The sequence below is a fragment of the Shinella yambaruensis genome, assembly GCF_050859155.1.
Taxonomy (GTDB): Bacteria; Pseudomonadota; Alphaproteobacteria; order Rhizobiales; family Rhizobiaceae; genus Shinella; species Shinella yambaruensis.
The window spans coordinates 2432785-2449051 of record NZ_CP150638.1; the positions used below are offsets into that span (position 1 = coordinate 2432785).

General features: G+C 66.5%; 18 protein-coding genes. 8 read left to right on the forward strand and 10 right to left on the reverse strand.

Annotated elements, in window-relative coordinates; all coding sequences use genetic code 11:
- The first annotated feature begins 4 nt into the window (after positions 1-4).
- The 3 genes from WMC41_RS12070 (at position 5) to WMC41_RS12080 (ending at position 1945) form a co-directional block, all read left to right on the forward strand.
- Positions 5-367: a DUF4087 domain-containing protein gene (locus tag WMC41_RS12070; RefSeq protein WP_432343430.1), complete on the forward strand. Its 363-nt coding sequence runs from the start codon at positions 5-7 to the stop codon at positions 365-367.
- Positions 368-569: 202 nt separating this feature from the next.
- The gene (locus tag WMC41_RS12075; protein WP_064330432.1) at positions 570-779 is read left to right on the forward strand and encodes a cold-shock protein; all 210 of its coding nucleotides are present in this window, start codon (positions 570-572) and stop codon (positions 777-779) included.
- 152 nt (positions 780-931) lie between these two features.
- The gene (locus tag WMC41_RS12080) at positions 932-1945 is read left to right on the forward strand and encodes a bifunctional helix-turn-helix transcriptional regulator/GNAT family N-acetyltransferase (protein WP_432343432.1); all 1014 of its coding nucleotides are present in this window, start codon (positions 932-934) and stop codon (positions 1943-1945) included.
- Here WMC41_RS12080 and WMC41_RS12085 read toward each other — a convergent pair.
- Both WMC41_RS12085 and WMC41_RS12090 read right to left on the reverse strand, forming a co-directional pair.
- The gene (locus tag WMC41_RS12085; RefSeq protein ID WP_432343434.1) at positions 1887-3131 is read right to left on the reverse strand and encodes an FAD-dependent oxidoreductase; all 1245 of its coding nucleotides are present in this window, start codon (positions 3129-3131) and stop codon (positions 1887-1889) included. The two genes, WMC41_RS12080 and WMC41_RS12085, sit on opposite strands and share 59 nt — an antisense overlap.
- A 45-nt stretch (positions 3132-3176) precedes the next feature.
- Entirely contained in the window at positions 3177-3584 is a 408-nt protein-coding gene (locus WMC41_RS12090) for a winged helix-turn-helix transcriptional regulator (protein ID WP_272805785.1), read from the reverse strand.
- Between the two features lie 168 nt (positions 3585-3752).
- Between WMC41_RS12090 and WMC41_RS12095 the strand changes: the two genes are divergently transcribed.
- Positions 3753-4640, forward strand: a complete 888-nt coding sequence (locus tag WMC41_RS12095) for an SDR family oxidoreductase (RefSeq protein ID WP_432343437.1) — start codon at positions 3753-3755, stop codon at positions 4638-4640.
- Positions 4641-4683: 43 nt separating this feature from the next.
- On the opposite strand, the gene WMC41_RS12100 is transcribed toward WMC41_RS12095, so the two are convergent.
- Entirely contained in the window at positions 4684-5436 is a 753-nt protein-coding gene (locus tag WMC41_RS12100; RefSeq protein WP_432343440.1) for a pyridoxine 5'-phosphate synthase, read from the reverse strand.
- A gap of 246 nt (positions 5437-5682) precedes the next feature.
- Between WMC41_RS12100 and WMC41_RS12105 the strand changes: the two genes are divergently transcribed.
- Positions 5683-6780: a hypothetical protein gene (locus WMC41_RS12105; RefSeq protein ID WP_244766701.1), complete on the forward strand. Its 1098-nt coding sequence runs from the start codon at positions 5683-5685 to the stop codon at positions 6778-6780.
- A gap of 324 nt (positions 6781-7104) precedes the next feature.
- Complete coding sequence (locus WMC41_RS12110; RefSeq protein WP_432343442.1) at positions 7105-7785, forward strand: MerR family transcriptional regulator; 681 nt, start codon at positions 7105-7107, stop codon at positions 7783-7785.
- Positions 7786-7864: 79 nt separating this feature from the next.
- On the opposite strand, the gene WMC41_RS12115 is transcribed toward WMC41_RS12110, so the two are convergent.
- Positions 7865-8992 carry an ATP-dependent DNA helicase gene (locus tag WMC41_RS12115; protein ID WP_244766702.1) on the reverse strand — a complete coding sequence of 376 codons (1128 nt, stop codon included), beginning with the start codon at positions 8990-8992 and terminating at the stop codon, positions 7865-7867.
- 147 nt (positions 8993-9139) lie between these two features.
- On the opposite strand from WMC41_RS12115, the gene WMC41_RS12120 reads away from it, so the two are divergent.
- A complete protein-coding gene (locus WMC41_RS12120; RefSeq protein ID WP_244766703.1) occupies positions 9140-10228 on the forward strand; it encodes an AbrB family transcriptional regulator in 1089 nt (362 codons plus the stop codon).
- On the opposite strand, the gene WMC41_RS12125 is transcribed toward WMC41_RS12120, so the two are convergent.
- From WMC41_RS12125 to WMC41_RS12140, 4 genes are read right to left on the reverse strand one after another with little or no spacing between them, the layout of a single operon-like run.
- The gene (locus WMC41_RS12125; protein WP_432343445.1) at positions 10225-10638 is read right to left on the reverse strand and encodes a nitrile hydratase accessory protein; all 414 of its coding nucleotides are present in this window, start codon (positions 10636-10638) and stop codon (positions 10225-10227) included. The genes WMC41_RS12120 and WMC41_RS12125 overlap by 4 nt on opposite strands.
- Positions 10625-11284 carry a nitrile hydratase subunit beta gene (gene nthB / locus WMC41_RS12130; RefSeq protein ID WP_432343448.1) on the reverse strand — a complete coding sequence of 220 codons (660 nt, stop codon included), beginning with the start codon at positions 11282-11284 and terminating at the stop codon, positions 10625-10627. Before nthB ends, WMC41_RS12125 begins: the two co-directional genes overlap by 14 nt.
- Entirely contained in the window at positions 11281-11910 is a 630-nt protein-coding gene (gene nthA / locus WMC41_RS12135) for a nitrile hydratase subunit alpha (protein WP_432343451.1), read from the reverse strand. Before nthA ends, nthB begins: the two co-directional genes overlap by 4 nt.
- Positions 11911-11950: 40 nt before the next feature.
- On the reverse strand, positions 11951-12544 hold the full coding sequence (locus WMC41_RS12140; RefSeq protein WP_244766707.1) for a LysE family translocator: 594 nt from the start codon (positions 12542-12544) through the stop codon (positions 11951-11953).
- A 126-nt stretch (positions 12545-12670) separates the two neighbouring features.
- On the opposite strand from WMC41_RS12140, the gene WMC41_RS12145 reads away from it, so the two are divergent.
- Positions 12671-13516, forward strand: a complete 846-nt coding sequence (locus WMC41_RS12145) for an aldo/keto reductase (RefSeq protein WP_272805793.1) — start codon at positions 12671-12673, stop codon at positions 13514-13516.
- A gap of 228 nt (positions 13517-13744) precedes the next feature.
- Here WMC41_RS12145 and ilvN read toward each other — a convergent pair whose 3' ends face one another.
- A complete protein-coding gene (gene ilvN / locus WMC41_RS12150; protein WP_244766709.1) occupies positions 13745-14317 on the reverse strand; it encodes an acetolactate synthase small subunit in 573 nt (190 codons plus the stop codon).
- A gap of 71 nt (positions 14318-14388) precedes the next feature.
- Entirely contained in the window at positions 14389-16167 is a 1779-nt protein-coding gene (locus WMC41_RS12155) for an acetolactate synthase 3 large subunit (protein WP_432343456.1), read from the reverse strand.
- Positions 16168-16267: the final 100 nt, after the last annotated feature.

The following is a 16267-nucleotide window of genomic DNA, read 5'->3' on the forward strand; positions in this document are numbered from 1 at the left end:
GACGATGAGGAAGCCGATCCTCTTTGCCCTGCTCGCCCTGGCGGCCACCGTCGCCATGGCCGAGGCGGCCGAAACCCGCTGCGGCTGGCTGCAGAACCCGACACCCGCCAACTGGTGGCTCGACGACAGCGAGGGGAGCTGGACACTGATGACGCAGGGCGCCGGCAACGAGCCCGCCGGCTTCGACCGGATTCCCGACATTTCCGCCGGCGACTATGTGCGCACCAACGGCAATTACGGCTATGCCTGCGCCTGCATGAAGGTGGAGACCGATGCCGCGGAGGGCCGGATCACCGCCATTCACAGCGTCCGGCAACTGCCGATCTCGCAATGCGCGAACGATACGGCGCTGCCGGCGGTCGAATGAAAACCGTAGGCGATCCGGGCCGCGCACATCTTGACCCGGAGCACCGAACCACTTATTTCTCCCGCATCGAGATTTGAACGTTGACTTCTGCATTTGCAGGCGCTTGCGCCTGCAGTTACGAACCTACCCTTCAAATTCGACCTCCCATGGTTGCCGTCCCGGCGACCGAAGATTGATTTGACGGCTTAGGAAAGGTTTCGTCATGGCAACTGGTACCGTAAAGTGGTTCAACACGACCAAGGGTTACGGCTTCATTCAGCAGGACAGCGGTGAGCCGGACGTTTTCGTCCACATCTCCGCCGTTCAGCGCGCTGGCCTCGCAGCGCTCAACGAAGGTCAGAAGGTCAGCTTCGAGCTGGTCCGCGACCGCAAGTCCGGCAAGATGTCGGCTGACCAGCTCGTCGCAGCCTGATCGGCCGCGACAGCATTGAAATCGGAAAGGCCGGAGCGATCCGGCCTTTTTTGCGTCCGCCCCCTCGCACACTTGGTCATGCAACGGCAGCGACGCAAATTACTTGACTCAGTCAAATAAATGGCAACTATGGTGATCGAAGGAGATCCATCATGACGGCCATTGCCCCTGAGGAACCCGGTGCGGACACGATCGAAGCGGTCCGCGCCTTCAACCGCTTCTACACCAACCGCATCGGCGTGCTCGACCGCGCCTATCTCGACACGCCCTATACGCTGACCGAAGCGCGCGTCATCTACGAACTCGCCAATGGCGGCGCCACCGCCGCCTCGCAGCTGACGATGGAACTGTCGCTCGATCCCGCCTATGTCAGCCGCATGCTGAAACGTTTCGCGGGGGCGGGCATGGTCGACATCCGCCAGGACCCGGCCGATGGCCGCGGACGGCTGCTGAGCCTGACGGAGAGCGGCCGGGCGGTCGCCGCCGACCTCGCCACGCGGTCGCGGGCAAGCATCGCGACGCTCATCGAGCCGCTCGACGAGGTGGCGCGACACAGGCTGACGGCGGCGCTCAGCGACGTCACGGCCCTCCTTGCCGGGCAGGACCTTTCAAGCCCGATCCGGATCCGCCCCCACCGGGTCGGCGACATGGGCAGGGTGATCGCCAGCCAGGCCCAAAGCTATGCGGAAAGCTACGGCTGGAACGAGGAATACGAGGCGCTCGTCGCCGAGATCTGCGCGAAATTCCTGCGCGACTTCGATCCGGCCCGCGAGCACTGCTGGATCGCCGAGCAGAACGGCACGCTCGTCGGCAGCATCTTCCTGGTGAAGGCCAGCGAGACGACGGCCAGGCTGCGCCTGCTGCATGTCGCCGAGGCCGCGCGCGGCCATGGCCTCGGCACCCGGCTTGTGACGGCGTGCATCCGCTTTGCGCAAGACGCCGGCTACAGGCGGCTGGAGCTCTGGACGAACGACATCCTGACCGCCGCCCGCCGCATCTATCAGGCCGCCGGCTTCACCCTGCAGAAGGAGGAGGCGCACCACAGCTTCGGCCAGGACCTCGTGGGGCAGACCTGGGCGCTCGACCTTGCCGGCTGGCAGGAACCGCTCACGCCTCCTGCAGCGTGCGCTCCAGCCAGCGGCACTCCTGAAGCCCAGCCCGTATGAACGGATCGACCAGCGTGCCGGAGACGATCGCCGCAAGGACCTGCGGTGCCGGCAGGATTTTCGCGACGGTCGCCACAAGCCGGTCGCGCAGCCAGGCGATCGCCTGCGAGTCCGACTGGTAGAAGGGCGTGAAGACGTAGGAGAGCAGCTGGAACAGCCGGACATGGTTTCGCCGGGCGGCCGCATAGGCCGCCAGCCCTTCCTCCAGGGAGGCGGCCGTGGACAGGGCATGCGCCAGCGCCGCCGCATCGAGCAGCGCCATGTTCGCCCCCTGCCCGAGCTGCGGGCTGGTCGAATGGGCGCTGTCGCCGATGAAGGCGATGCCGTCCGCCACGGGCGGCAGCGTGGTGCGGTGGGCATAGCGGGCGAGCGTCAGCTGGTCCCAGTCCGTGATCTGGTCGAGGAAGGGCGCGGTCTCGGGCCAGTAGTCGAGGATGCACCCCTTCCAGCGCTGAAGGCCGGCCTGCCGCACCGCGCCCGCATCCGCCGCCTTGAGACTCCAGAAGAAGGCGACCTTGCGCCCCTCGCCCGCATGGGCCCGGCCGACCGGCAGCACGCCGATCATCACCTTCGCCGCGTCATAGCGTTGCGCGAGCGCCCGCGCATCGTGCGGTATGCCGTCGCAATCGAGCGTCGCCCAGAAGGCGCCCCAGGGCAGTTCGCGCACAGCGGGCGCGACGACGGACGCGGCGGCAAGCTGGGAACGGGCGCCCGTCGCGTCGACCACCAGGTCGTAGTCGCCGACGATCTCGCCCTCTGGATCATGCAGGGCGGTGCGCGCCTGCCGCGTCTCGGCCTTGGCGAGCGTGATGCCGGTGCGGATGGGCAGGCCCGCGGCCGCCACCGCATCATGCAGGGTGGCAAAGAGCGCCGCCCGATGCACGGCAAGGCCATAACGGCCGCCGGCCAGCGCATCGTAGCGCACGTCGAGCACCGTCCGCCCGCTCCGCGCGTCGGCCCCATGCAGCCGGTCGATGCGGTTGCCCAGCGAATGGATGGCCGGGGACAGGCCGAGCGCATCGAGCACGGTAAGCCCCGTCGGCTGCATCAGCAGGCCGGAACCGACGGGGGACGGCTGCTCGAAGCGTTCGATCAGCTCCACCCGGTGGCCGGCGCGCGACAGGAACAGCGCCGCCGCAAGCCCCGCGGGCCCGGCGCCGGCGATACCGATATCGAGTGGCTTCATGGCCGCCTTCCCTGCATGCGGCTCCGGAGCCCAGCGGCCGGAGCGTCAGTCCTTTACCGCGTCGTAGGCCTGTCGGGCGGCCCGGATCGCGGCATGGTTCTCGCTAGACCACTGCACGAGGGAGCGCAGAAGCGCAAGGAAGGAATGGCCGAGCGGCGTCAGGCAATATTCGACGCTCGGCGGCTGGGTGGGATAGACGGTGCGCGTCAGATAGCCGTCGCGCTGCAGGTCGCGCAGCGTCTGGGTCAGCATGCGCTGCGAAATATCGGGGATGAAGCGGCGCAGCTGCGAAAAGCGGCGCGGCCCGTCGGCAAGGCCGAGAATCATCAGCGACGTCCACTTGCCGCCGACGCTGTCCAGCACGTCGCGCACCGGACAATCGTCCATCGACATGGCGACACCGTCGATGAGAATGACGCGCTCGCCCTCGGCACGGTCGACGATCCTGTTCATTGCCGGTTCCCTCCAGGTAACCACCGCAGAAAAAACTGCCTTCTTTACAGCTCCTATCAGATTACCAGATAAGAGCAAGTCTCAATTAGAGATCAACGCGCAGCAGGACCAGGGCGCCTCCCCGCCACGCCTGCAGGAACGGTCCGCAAGGGCCCAGAAAGGCAAAACATGACCGACACAGTTCTCGTTACCGGCGCCTCCGGCCAGCTCGGCCGCCTCGTCATCGACGCGCTCCTCGCCTCCGGCAAGCTCGCGCCCGCCAACATCATCGCCACGACCCGCGACGTCTCGAAGCTCGCCGCCTATGCCGACAAGGGCGTCACCGTGCGCGCCGCCGATTTCGACGATCCGGCCTCGCTCGACGCGGCCTTTGCCGGCGCCGGCAAGGTGCTGATCATCTCCACCGACGCGCTCGACACGCCCGGCAAGCGCCTCGCCCAGCACAAGGCCGCTATCGCCGCCGCCGCCAGGGCGGGTGCGAAGCACATCCTCTATACGTCGATGCCGCAGCCGGACGATTCGCTCGTCACCTTCGCCCCCGACCATCTCGGCAGCGAAGAAGCGATCAAGGTGACCGGCATCCCCTACACCATCCTGCGCGACGGCTGGTATGCGGAAAACCTCTTCATGTCGCTGCCACATGCGCTGCAGACGGGCTCCTGGTACACCTCGTCCGGTGCGGGCAGGATCGCCCACATCACCCGCGCCGACACCGCCGCCGCCCTTGCCGGCGCCGTGCTGAAGGCCGGCAACGAGAGCCGCACCTACACGCTGACCGGCCCGAAGACGCACACGGCCGAAGAGATCGCCGCCATCGTCTCCGCGGCGACCGGCAAGCCGCTTGCCGTCGTGCATGTCACGGATGCCCAGCTTGCCGAGGGGCTGAAGGCCGCAGGCCTGCCGGAAGGCTTCGTGCCGACCATCGTCTCCTTCGACGCCAACACGCGCGAAGGCAGGATCGCGATGGTGACGGAAGACGCCGAGGCGCTTTCCGGCCGTGCGCCGACAACCTTCGAGGACTTCGTCGCCGCGAACAAGGCCGCGTTTCTCGGTTGATGCCATTCAAGGTGCGGCGCTCGACCGGGCGCCGCAAGGCCTGTCAGACGTCCTGGCCGCAGGCGCGGCAGAAGCGCCGCACGGTCTCCGCCATGCCGTGTTCCAACGCGTCGGCGGTCAGGCCATGCCCGATCGACACTTCGGCAAGACGCGGGATGCGCGCGACGAGCGCCGGCAGGTTGGCGACCGTCAGGTCATGGCCGGCATTGACGTCGAGGCCGAGCTCGAAGGCGATATCCGCCGTCTCGCCAAGTCGTTCGACGATCCGCGCCGCCTCGGCCGGATCGTCGTAGCAGCCGCCATAGGGGCCGGTGTAGAGCTCGATCCGGTCCGCGCCGACCTCCTTCGCGATGGTCAGCGCCTCACGGTCGGGATCGCCATCGGCAAAGACCGAGACGCGCAGCCCCAGCTTCTTCAGCCGGCCGACGATGTTGCCGAGGAGGTTATGGTTCTTGCGGAAGTCCCAGCCGTGGTCGGAGGTCGCCTGGGAGGGATCGTCGGGCACGAGCGTCACCTGCTCGGGGCGATGCTCCTCGACGAGCCGCATGAAGCCCTCTTCCGGAAAGCCCTCGATGTTGAATTCCGTGCCGGAAAACTCGGTGTCGATGAGGCTGCGGATCGGCGCGAGATCGGAAAAGCGGATATGGCGCTGGTCCGGCCGCGGATGCACGGTAAGGCCGCTCGCGCCCGCCTGAAGGGCGATCCGGCCAAGGCCGGTGACGCTCGGCCAGGGCAAGTCCCGCCGGTTGCGCAGCATGGCAATGGCATTGAGATTGACCGACAGTTTCGCAGGCATGGCGACGCAAACTCCTCTTGCAGGCCACAAGCTCTAGCCTGTTGTTTCCACAAGGGCAATCGCCGCAAGGCGGCCGCAGGCCGGGGCCTTGCGGCTTTGTGGCGGGAGCCTGTGCATGCCCCCTTGCCGTTGCGCAAGAATCACCGGTAGAATCCCGATGATTTTAGGGGATGCCGGGCCGGCGTCCCGTCTTGGGGAACGGGAAGGAAATCGGGCAGCAGCGATGGTCTCCTCTGTGGCGACACCATGAGCAGGACCGACAGGCCGGCGTGCGAACGTGTGCGGCGTGCGCTTGATGCCATCATCACGAGCGAGGCCTTCGCCCGCTCCGGGCGGTTGCGCTCGTTCCTTTCCTATATCGTCGAAAGCGAGCTCTCCGGCAAAGCCGCCCAGCTCAAGGGCTACAGCATCGGCATCGACGTCTTCGGCCGGCCGCCGGGCTTCGACGCCGGCAACGACCCGCTCGTGCGCGTCCAGGCCGGCAAGCTCAGGAAACTGCTGGAGCAGTACTACGAGACGGAGGGCGCAGGCGACCGCCTGCGCATCCGCGTGCCGCTCGGCAGCTACGTTCCGGAATACAGCGCCGCCGAGGACGAGCCGGAAGCGGTGGACGACGCCTCCGCCATGCCGCCTCCCACGGTACGGGCCGCGCGGCAGAAGCCGGAAGTGCGTCGCTCCTGGCTCCCCGCGCCGGTCTCCTCACCGCTCGCCCTTTTCTCGCTGCTGCCGCTGTTCTTCCTTGCCCCTTCCATCTATCCGGATGCCTCCAGCGCGGCGATCGCCAAGGCGCAGCTGGCGCTGTCGGTGCAGAACAAGCTTGCCGGCCTCGCCCAGGCGCTGCCGAGCCTCCACATCCTGCAATGCTGGCCATCGGGCGGCGAATGCAATGCGCTGGCCCGCGCCATCGCCGGCTCCGCCGGCTACCACAGGACCGTACACCTCGTCGATTTGCGCGAGGCGCCGGAACCGCACGCGCTCTCCTACGCCCTCCGCATCGAGAACCGCCCGAACGGACACGGCGTCTACGCCCGGCTGATCCACGAACCGTCCGGCACCACGGTTTTCACCCGCCATTTTTCGCACGAACAGCTCCGCAGCGAAGGCGGCCTTGCCTATGAGGCGGTCGCTTTCGCCGCCCGCGCCCTCACCGCCACCGGCCCGCTCTATCGCCATGCCATGCGCACGGGAACGGCCAGCAGTCTCATGGAATGTCTCGCACAGGCGGAGCAGGACCCGCCGCGCGGAACACCCGGTGCCGGTGAGCCGATCGCCTGCAACCTGGCGCCGGCGACGCTGGCCGGGGTCTCGCCGACCGAGAGCCCCGTCACCACCCTGACGCGCTGAGGCTCCCGCATCCAACCGGCAGGCGGCGCCAGAAAATACATCCCTAGATATAACGATAGGCACGCCCCTCCCTTGGGTTTATTTTATGATGCAGGGCGGATTGGTAGTGTGTGCCGCTCGGATTCAGGATTCCGCACAATCGAGTCGCGAACGGAATTTGGAATCCCTGCACGATCGCATACAGTTTCATCGGCATGCACAGCCGGCGAAACGGTGAAGGGCATTGTCCGCCGGCGCGTCATCCAGCCTTCGCAGGGAGGCTGGTCATGGGCCGGCGACCGGGGGTTAAGCACATGACCAATCTACTTCTTGCGGGCTGCTTTCATGATGACCAATGAGTCGAAGAAGGCCGACAGCCGCTCGGGCGCGCGCAAATCCATCCGTTTCCTGCCAATCGCGCCCCTGCCGGAGAACCTGCCCGAAGGACGCCTTGCCATTGCGGACATGGCCAACGCCTTCGGCGTGACCCATCGCACGCTGCATTTCTACGAGGAGAAGGGCCTTTTGACCGCGGCCCGCGTCGGCCCCATGCGGGTCTACGGCCCGGATGAGATCCAGCAGATGGCGGTGGTCAACACCTGTCGCGAGACGGGCATGCCGGTCGCGGTGATCCAGGAACTGCTGGAACGCCTTTCCGCCGCCGAAAGCCAGGAGGAGGCCGACGGCGTCTTCCGCAACGCCATGACCGCCCGCAAGCGCGAACTGGTGGCGCAGCAGTCGACGATCCGCCGGCAGATGCAGCAGATCAGCGAACTGCTCGACTTCAGCTCCGCCCACGAGCCGGAGACGAACGACAATACGCCCCGCGCCCACCTGACGCCGGCCGAACTGCACTGCCTCGCCCTGATGGCGGAAGGCTACCCGACGAGCCGCATTGCCCGCGCGCTCGAGATCGAGCCCGGCGAAGTGCAGGTGATGGAAAAGAACATCATCGCCAAGTTCGACAGCAACAACCGTTTCCAGGCCGTCGCCAAGGCGGTCATGCTCGGCATCGTCGGTCACTGAGACCGGCGAGACGGGCCGGACATGACGACCGGCCCCTTCCATCCGCTTCCTGAAAAGCGGTCCGTCGCGCGGGTCCTGGCTATCGCACGACGGTGAGCGTTTCCGCGGCGCGCGTAATGGCGGTGTAGAGCCAGCGTTCGCGCGTGTCGCGGAAAGCAAAACTTTCATCGAACAGCACGACATTGTTCCACTGCGAGCCCTGCGCCTTGTGCACGGTCAGCGCATAGCCGAAATCGAACTCGTCATAGCGCTTGCGCGTCGACCAGGGGATTTCCTCGTCGAGGTTCTCGAAGGCGGCCTTCAGGAGCTTGATCTTGGCCGCGCCGCGGTCCATGTCGTCGTCCTCCGGCCGGATCATCAGGTTGATGCCGGGCTTCACCGTCTCCTTGGACGAGCTCATCACCTGCCAGAGCGAGCCGTTGAGCAGGCCCTTGGCCGGGTCGTTGCGCAGGCACACCAGCTTGTCGCCGGATTGCGGATAGTCGGTGGTAAAGCCCTTCAGCTCGCGCAGGCGCTGGTTGTAGCGCCGCCGCGTCCGGTTCGTGCCGACGAGCACCTGGTCGGCATCGAGCACGAGCGTCTGGTCCACCTCGTTGCGACCGATGACGCGCGCGGCGCCATAGTCGCCATAGGCGATGTCGCTGCCCTCGCGCACCTGCATGGCGAGCTGGATGATCGGATTGTCGCGTGCCTGCCGGTGGATGTCCGTCAACAGATAGTCCGGCTCCTGGTTGGTGAAGTAGCCGCCGCCGGAAACGGGCGGCAGCTGGCCGGGATCGCCGAGCACGAGGATCGGCGTGCCGAAGCTCATCAGGTCCTTGCCGAGCGCCTCGTCGACCATCGAGCATTCGTCGACGACGACGAGGGCGGCCTTGGCGACCGGGCTCTGGCGGTTGATGGAGAACATCGGCGAGACCGAGGTCTTGCCCGTCTCCTCGTCCGCCACCTCCTCTTCCCCGCGCGGGCGGTAGATCAGCGAGTGGATCGTCTTGGCGTTGGTCGCGCCCTTGGAGCGCAGCACCTGGGCGGCCTTGCCGGTGAAAGCGGCGAACAGCACCTCGCCGTCGACATTCTCCGCAAAGTGGCGGGCAAGCGTCGTCTTGCCCGTGCCGGCATAGCCGAACAGGCGGAACAACGGCTCGCGCCCGTCCTTCAGCCACCGCGCGACGGCCTTCAGCGCGTCATCCTGTTGGGGTGCAAATTCCATGACCGGACTTGGCAGGATTCGGCGCCGCGAGGCAAGGGGGACGTGGCCGTTTCGCGGGCTGGCGGACGGATTCGGCGCCCGGGCGATTTTCCCCTGTTCGCCGAAGCCCTGCCGCGCTATTGAGGGCGCAGTTTTCCGGAGCGATCCTTGTCCCGCGCCTCCCCTCCCTCGAAGAGCACAGTCCCGCCCGCGGGATTCGGCAGGCTGCCCGCCCTCCTGCAATGGTTTGCGGTCGGCGCGCTCTCGGTCGTCATCACGGTGCCGCTGGAATTCGGGGGCTTTCCCGCCGCCCTGCTGATGGGACCGATGCTGGCCGGCATCGCCGTGGCGCTGGGCGGGGGAACGATCCGCCTGCCGCGCATCTTCTTCTTCTTCGTCCAGGTCGTGCTGGCCCTGATGATCGCCACCACGGTCTCCGAGGATTTCCTCGGCACCTTCCAGCGCAACTGGCCGCTGATGCTGTTCGTCGTGGTCTCCGTCATCAGCATGAGCACGCTGTGCGGCTGGCTGATCACGCGCACCGGCATCCTGCCCGGCACGACGGCGATCTGGGGCTCCTCCGCCGGCGCCGCCTCGACCATGATGATGATGGCGGAAGCCTACGGCGCCGATGCCCGGCTTGTCGCCTTCATGCAATATCTGCGCGTCGTCTTCGTTGCCAGCCTTGCCACGCTCGTCGCCCATTTCGGCGGGCACGACGGCGCGGCGGTGCCGCCGCATGCCTGGTTCGAGCCGGTGCCGCTGCCGCCGCTCGTCCTGATGCTGGCGGTCGGCATCGTCAGCGGCCTCGCCGGCCAGAAGCTGCGCATCCCGGCCGGTGCCTTCCTGGTGCCCTTCGCCCTCGCCGCCGTGCTCAATGCCTCCGGCGCCATCAGCATCGAGCTGCCGCAATGGCTGCTCGTCGTCGCCTTCACGCTGCTCGGCTGGAACATCGGCCTCGGCTTCACCCGCGCCATCCTCCTGCATGCGCGCCGGGCGCTCCTGCCGACGGTGCTCTCCATCCTCGCGCTGATCAGCTTTTCCGGCCTGCTTGCCGGCCTGCTGATCCTTCTCCTCGGCATCGACCCGCTGACGGCCTATCTCTCGACCAGCCCCGGCGGCCTCGATTCCATCGCCGTCATCGCCGCCTCCAGCAAGGTCGACGTCGCCTTCGTCATGACGCTGCAGACGGCCCGGCTCATCCTGGTGACCCTGTTCGGCCCGTGGCTTGCGCGATTCGTCGCCGATCGGGCTTAGGATCGATCGACATCCAGCCAAGGCCGGCATGAACCGAAAGGCGATTGGTCCTGGTCCATCGCGTTTTCAAGACGGATGGGTTTTCCATGCGACGTCGCCTCGGCGGCGCGCGCCCAGCGATCGGACAGCGCGGCCTGCTCCGCCTCGCTCGCAACGCCACGGACAGCCAGCAGCGAAGACAGCGCGGCAACCCAGCAGTCGAAATAATCGGCACCATCGGCCGCCCTTCCGGGCCGGTGAACCTCGCGCGACAGGGCCTCGGCCCACTCGCCCCAGGTGAAGACGCCCCGTTCGTGGAGGCGCACCGTCATCGCGAAGGCCTGCGCCTGCCAGGGTTCGGCGAAGACCGGATCGCCTTCCCGGGATTTCGGCAGGCCGGGCGAATCGGCCGGCGTCTCACACCGGCTCAAGATAGCTCTCCCAGGCGTCGATCGAGATGGTGAGGCCGGGCGCAGCCCCCTCGCCCCAGATCTCCGCCCCGTCGAAGACGACGGTATAGACCCATTGCGGGTTCTCGCCCCTGCCGTGCGCGCTGTCGTCCGGAAAGACGAAGGAGCCCTGCACGGTCTCGACCACGCCGACCTTGCCGCGGGCGTAACGCGGCAGGCGGGTATGCGTCGCCGGATTGACATTGCGGGTGCGCACGCGCGCGCCGGCGGCAAACCGCGGCGCCGTGTCGACCGGCCGGTCGCACGGCCCGCCCCTCGCAAGAACGGCCGGCACCATCTGCGCCGTCAGCACGCGCTTCGGCGTCGCGCCCTTCTCCAGCATCCGGCCCTCGGCAAGCTCCGCCCCGCTGACGAAGCCGTGGCGCTGCAGAAGCGTTTCCAGCGCCCGGATCCAGATCTCGTAATAGCTCGCGGCAAGATAGGTGGCCGGCGGGATGTTTTCCCGCGCATGGCGGCTTTCGTCGATGGTCCAGGCGCCGAAGGCGCCGCAGGAGAGCGTCACGCCGAGCGCCCGCTTTTCCCACTCGGCATGGAAATACGGCTCGTTAACCTCCGGCGCGACGGGGCCGAAACCGTGCAGGCCGCCGAGATCGTGCGGCCCGTTCATGCCCGCGCCTCGGGAGAAAGCGCCAGCCCGGTGCCGATCATGGCATCGCGCGTCACGAGATCGGCAAGCGCGTCCTGGTCGAGCCTCTCGCTGCCCGCCGGCCGCTCCGGCACGACGAGATAACGCAGCTCCGCCGTCGAATCCCACACGCGGATCTTCCGGTCGGCCGGCAGCGTGACGCCGAATTCCGCCAGCACGCCGCGCGGATCCATCACGGCGCGCGCGCGATAGGCCGGCGCCTTGTACCAGACGGGCGGCAGGCCGAGCACGGACCAGGGATAACAGGAGCAGAGCGTGCAGACGACGAGATTGTGCGTCTCGCCGTCGTTGAACACCGCCCGCATATGCTCGCCCTGCCGGCCGGTATAACCGAGGCTGGCGATCGCCGCCGTCGCATCCTGCTTCAGCCAGGCGGCAAAATCCGGCTCCGCCCAGGCCTTGGCGACGACGCGCGCGCCGTTGCGCGGGCCGATCTTCGTCTCGTAGGTCTCCACGATGACGTCGATGGCCTCCGGATCGATCAGGCCCTTCTCCGTCAGGATGGTTTCGAGCGCGCGCACGCGCGCTTCCATCGGCGAGAGATGGTTGTCGTGATGATGGTCGTCGTCGTGGTCATGCATGTGCATGGCAGTCCCTGCGCTCCGGTCCGGCCTTCCTTTTACGCGTCTAGCGCAGCATCGGCCAGAGGCTTGCGACGAGCAGCAGGGCCATGGTGATGTTGAACCATTTCAGCCGCACCGGATCGGAGAGCCACTGGCGCAGCGCCGAGCCGAAGCCGGCCCAGGTGGAGACGCTGGGGAAGTTGACGATGGCAAAGGCGATGCCGACGATCAGCACGCTCATCGTGTAGTTCGCCGCGTTCGTATAGGTCGCCATGGCGGAGACGGCCATGACCCAGGCCTTCGGATTGACCCACTGGAAGGCGGCGGCCTCAAGGAAGCTCATCGGCCGCGCCCCCGTCTTGCCTTCGCCAAGCGAGCGCGACGTGCCGATCTTCCAGGCGATCCAGATGAGGTAGGCGCCGCCCGCGAACTTCAGCAGCGTATAGACCAGCGGCACGGCCTCCAAGAGCGCGCCGAGCCCGAAGCCGACGGCAAGCAGCAGCACGAGGAAACCGACGCCGATGCCGCACATATGCGGGATCGTGCGCACGAAACCGAAGTTCACGCCGGAGGCGAAGAGCATCATGTTGTTCGGGCCGGGGGTGATGGAGGTGGTGAAGGCGAAGACCAGAAGCGCCAGAAAAATCTCGATCTGCATGGGAGGTCCTGAATATCCCGGTTGTTTTTTCCGATTGATAGTCCATCTCCTTGCAACGACCAGCCAATTCTTGTCATGCATGCAATTTGGATGGCTGATGCATGGCCCATGCAAGCGGAGCGCAACATGAAAGCGGAACTACCGGCAGTCACCCTCCCCGGCGGTCGGCAGGTGCCGGCCCTCGGCCTCGGCACCTGGCACATGGGCGAAGGCGATGCCTCGATGGCCGAGGAGGTAAACAGCCTGCGCGCCGGCATCGACCTCGGCATGACGCTGATCGACACGGCGGAAATGTATGCCGACGGCGGCGCCGAGACCGTGGTCGGCGAGGCGATCCGGGGCCGGCGCGATGCGGTGTACCTCGTCAGCAAGGTGCTGCCCTACAATGCGAGCCGCAGCGGCACGATTGCCGCCTGCGAGGCGAGCCTGAAGCGCCTCGGCACCGACCATGTCGACCTCTACCTCCTGCACTGGCGCGGCCGCCATCCGCTCGCCGAGACGGTCGAGGCCTTCGAGGCGCTGAAGGCTGAGGGCAAGATCGGCGCCTGGGGCGTCTCCAATTTCGACAAGGACGACATGCTGGAACTGCTCGACGCCGCCGAGCCCGCCCGCCCCGCCGCCAACCAGGTGCTCTACAACCTGTCCCGCCGCGGCATCGAGTTCGATCTCCTGCGCTGGAGCCAGGTGCAGGGCATCCCGATCATGGCCTATTCGCCGCTCGACGAGGGCCGCCTCGTCGGCCATCCGGTGCTGGAGGAGATCGGCCGCATCCACAAGGCGAGCTCCGCCCAGGTCGCCCTCGCCTTCCTCCTGACCAGGCCCGGCGTCATCGCCATCCCCAAATCAGGCTCGCCGGACCGGGTGCGCGAAAACTTCCACGCCGCCGAAATCCGCCTGACCTCGGAGGACCTCCGCCTCCTCGACGAAGCCTTCCCGCCGCCGACGCGCAAGCGGCCGCTGGAGATGATCTGATCCTTCTGAAAAGAAAAGGGCTTTTCCTTTTCCTGAAAAGCCCTCCCCCACCCGCGACGTCATCCTCGGGCTTGACCCGAGGATCCACGTGACACGGCACGCCTTGAGTTTGTGGGTGGATCCTCGGGTCAAGCCCGAGGATGACGGAGGAGAGGCTTGAGGCTCTGCCAAGACGTCCAACGCGGAAGCTTCGTCCGACAGGTTGAAAGCACTCGCCCCCCTACCCGCTCACATGCCCTGCGGGCCGCGGTTCATCGCGGCGATGCCCGTGCGACACACTTCGCTGAGGCCGAGCGGCTTCATGATCGCGACGAACTGGTCGACCTTGGACGATTTTCCCGTGATCTCGAAGATGAAGTGGTCCGTGGTCGCATCGACGACCTTGGCGTGGAAGGCGTCGGCAAGGCGCAGGGTTTCCGCGCGCATCTCGCCGGAGCCCGTGACCTTGACCAGCGCCACCTCGCGTTCGATCGGCCGTTCCTGGCCGAGCACCTTTGCGCGAACGGTGAGATCGACGACCCGGTGCACCGGCACGATGCGTTCGAGCTGCGACTTGATCTGTTCGAGAACGCTGGGCGTGCCGCGTGTCACGATGGTGATGCGCGAAAGATGCGCCTCGTGCTCGGTCTCCGAGACCGTGAGGCTCTCGATGTTGTAGCCGCGGCCGGAGAACAGGCCGATGACGCGGGCAAGCACGCCCGGCTCGTTGTCGACGAGCACGGAGAGCGTGTGGCTCTCCGCGACCTGGGTTTCCTTGGCGATGAAATAGGCAGAGCCGGTGGGCTGAAGGTGTGCGTTCATGATGTTCTTTCCTCACGCAATTCCAAATGCAAAACCGCTTCACGCTTTTGCTGGAATCGCTCTCCTTTCCATCAAACGAGCTGGCGGCCCTTGGCGTCGATCGCATTGGCGACCGCTTCGTCCGTGGCCTCGTCGGGCAGCAGCATTTCGTTGTGCGCCTTGCCCGAGGGGATCATCGGGAAGCAGTTGGCGAGGTTCGCCACGCGGCAATCGAAGATCACCGGGCGCTTGACGTCGATCATCTCCTGGATCGCGCCGTCGAGATCGCCGGGCTTGTCGCAGGCGATGCCGACGCCGCCATAGGCTTCCGCGAGCTTGACGAAGTCAGGCATCGCCTCCGTGTAGGAGTTCGACAGGCGGTTGCCGTGCAGCAGCTGCTGCCACTGGCGCACCATGCCCATGTACTGGTTGTTCAGGATGAAGATCTTGACCGGCAGGTTGTACTGCACGGCACAGCTCATCTCCTGGATGCACATCTGGATCGAGGCATCGCCCGCGATGTCGATGACGAGGCTGTCGCGGTGCGCGACCTGCACGCCGATCGCCGCCGGGAAGCCGTAGCCCATCGTGCCGAGGCCGCCCGAGGTCATCCAGCGGTTCGGCTGCTCGAAGCCGTAGAACTGCGCCGCCCACATCTGGTGCTGGCCGACTTCCGTCGTGATGTAGGTGTCGCGGTCCTTGGTCAGCTCGTAGAGGCGCTGGATGGCATATTGCGGCATGATCACGTCGTCGCTCGCCTTGTAGGCGAACGAGTTGCGCGCGCGCCACCTGGCGATCGACGTCCACCAGTCCGCCTGGATCGCCTTGTCGTAATCCTTCGCGGCAGCGCGCCACTGGCGGACCATGTCCTCCAGGATCGCACCGACATCGCCGAGGATCGGAACGTCGACACGGACGTTCTTGTTGATCGAGGACGGGTCGATGTCGATGTGGATCTTCTTCGAGTTCGGCGAAAAGGCGTTGAGGCGGCCGGTGATGCGGTCGTCGAAGCGCGCGCCGATGCAGACCATGACGTCGCAGTCATGCATCGCCATGTTCGCCTCGTAGGACCCGTGCATGCCCAGCATGCCCAGCCAGTTCTTGCCGGAGGCCGGATAGGCGCCGAGGCCCATCAGCGTCGAGGTGATCGGGAAGCCGGTGATCTCGACCAGCTCGCGCAGCAGGCGCGAGGCTTCCGGCCCGGAATTCACGACGCCGCCGCCGGAATAGATGACCGGCCGGCGGGCCGAGCGCATCAGGCTGACGGCGGCCGCGATCTGGTTCGCGTCGCCCGTGAGCTTCGGCTGGTAGCTCTTCTGGGTGGGCGCGGCGGAGGGCGGCGTATAGGTGCCTGTCGCGAACTGGACGTCCTTCGGGATATCGACGACGACGGGACCGGGACGGCCGGACTGCGCGATGCGGAAGGCCTCGTGGATGATGCGGGCGAGATCGTTGACGTCCTTGACCAGCCAGTTGTGCTTGGTGCAGGGGCGCGTGATGCCGACCGTATCGCATTCCTGGAAGGCGTCCGACCCGATGAGCGTGGTCGGAACCTGGCCGGTGAGGCAGACGAGCGGGATGGAATCCATCAGCGCATCCTGCAGCGGCGTGACGGCATTGGTCGCGCCCGGGCCCGAGGTGACGAGCATGACGCCGACCTTTCCGGTGGAGCGGGCATAGCCTTCGGCCATGTGGCCGGCGCCCTGCTCATGGCGCACGAGGATGTGCTCGATGTCGTCCTGCTGGAAGATCTCGTCATAGATCGGCAGGACGGCACCGCCCGGATAGCCGAAGATATGTTCCACGCCATTGTCTTTCAGGGCCTGCAAGACAATTTCGGCGCCCGTCATCTGATTTTCTGTTCCGCTCATCGGATTTCCGTCCGTCTCTTTCGTATTTCGGGTGATTATCGAATTTCTGGGCATAAAAAAAGGCCCCTTGGAGGAGCCTGTTTACCGCGCATGGGTGCTT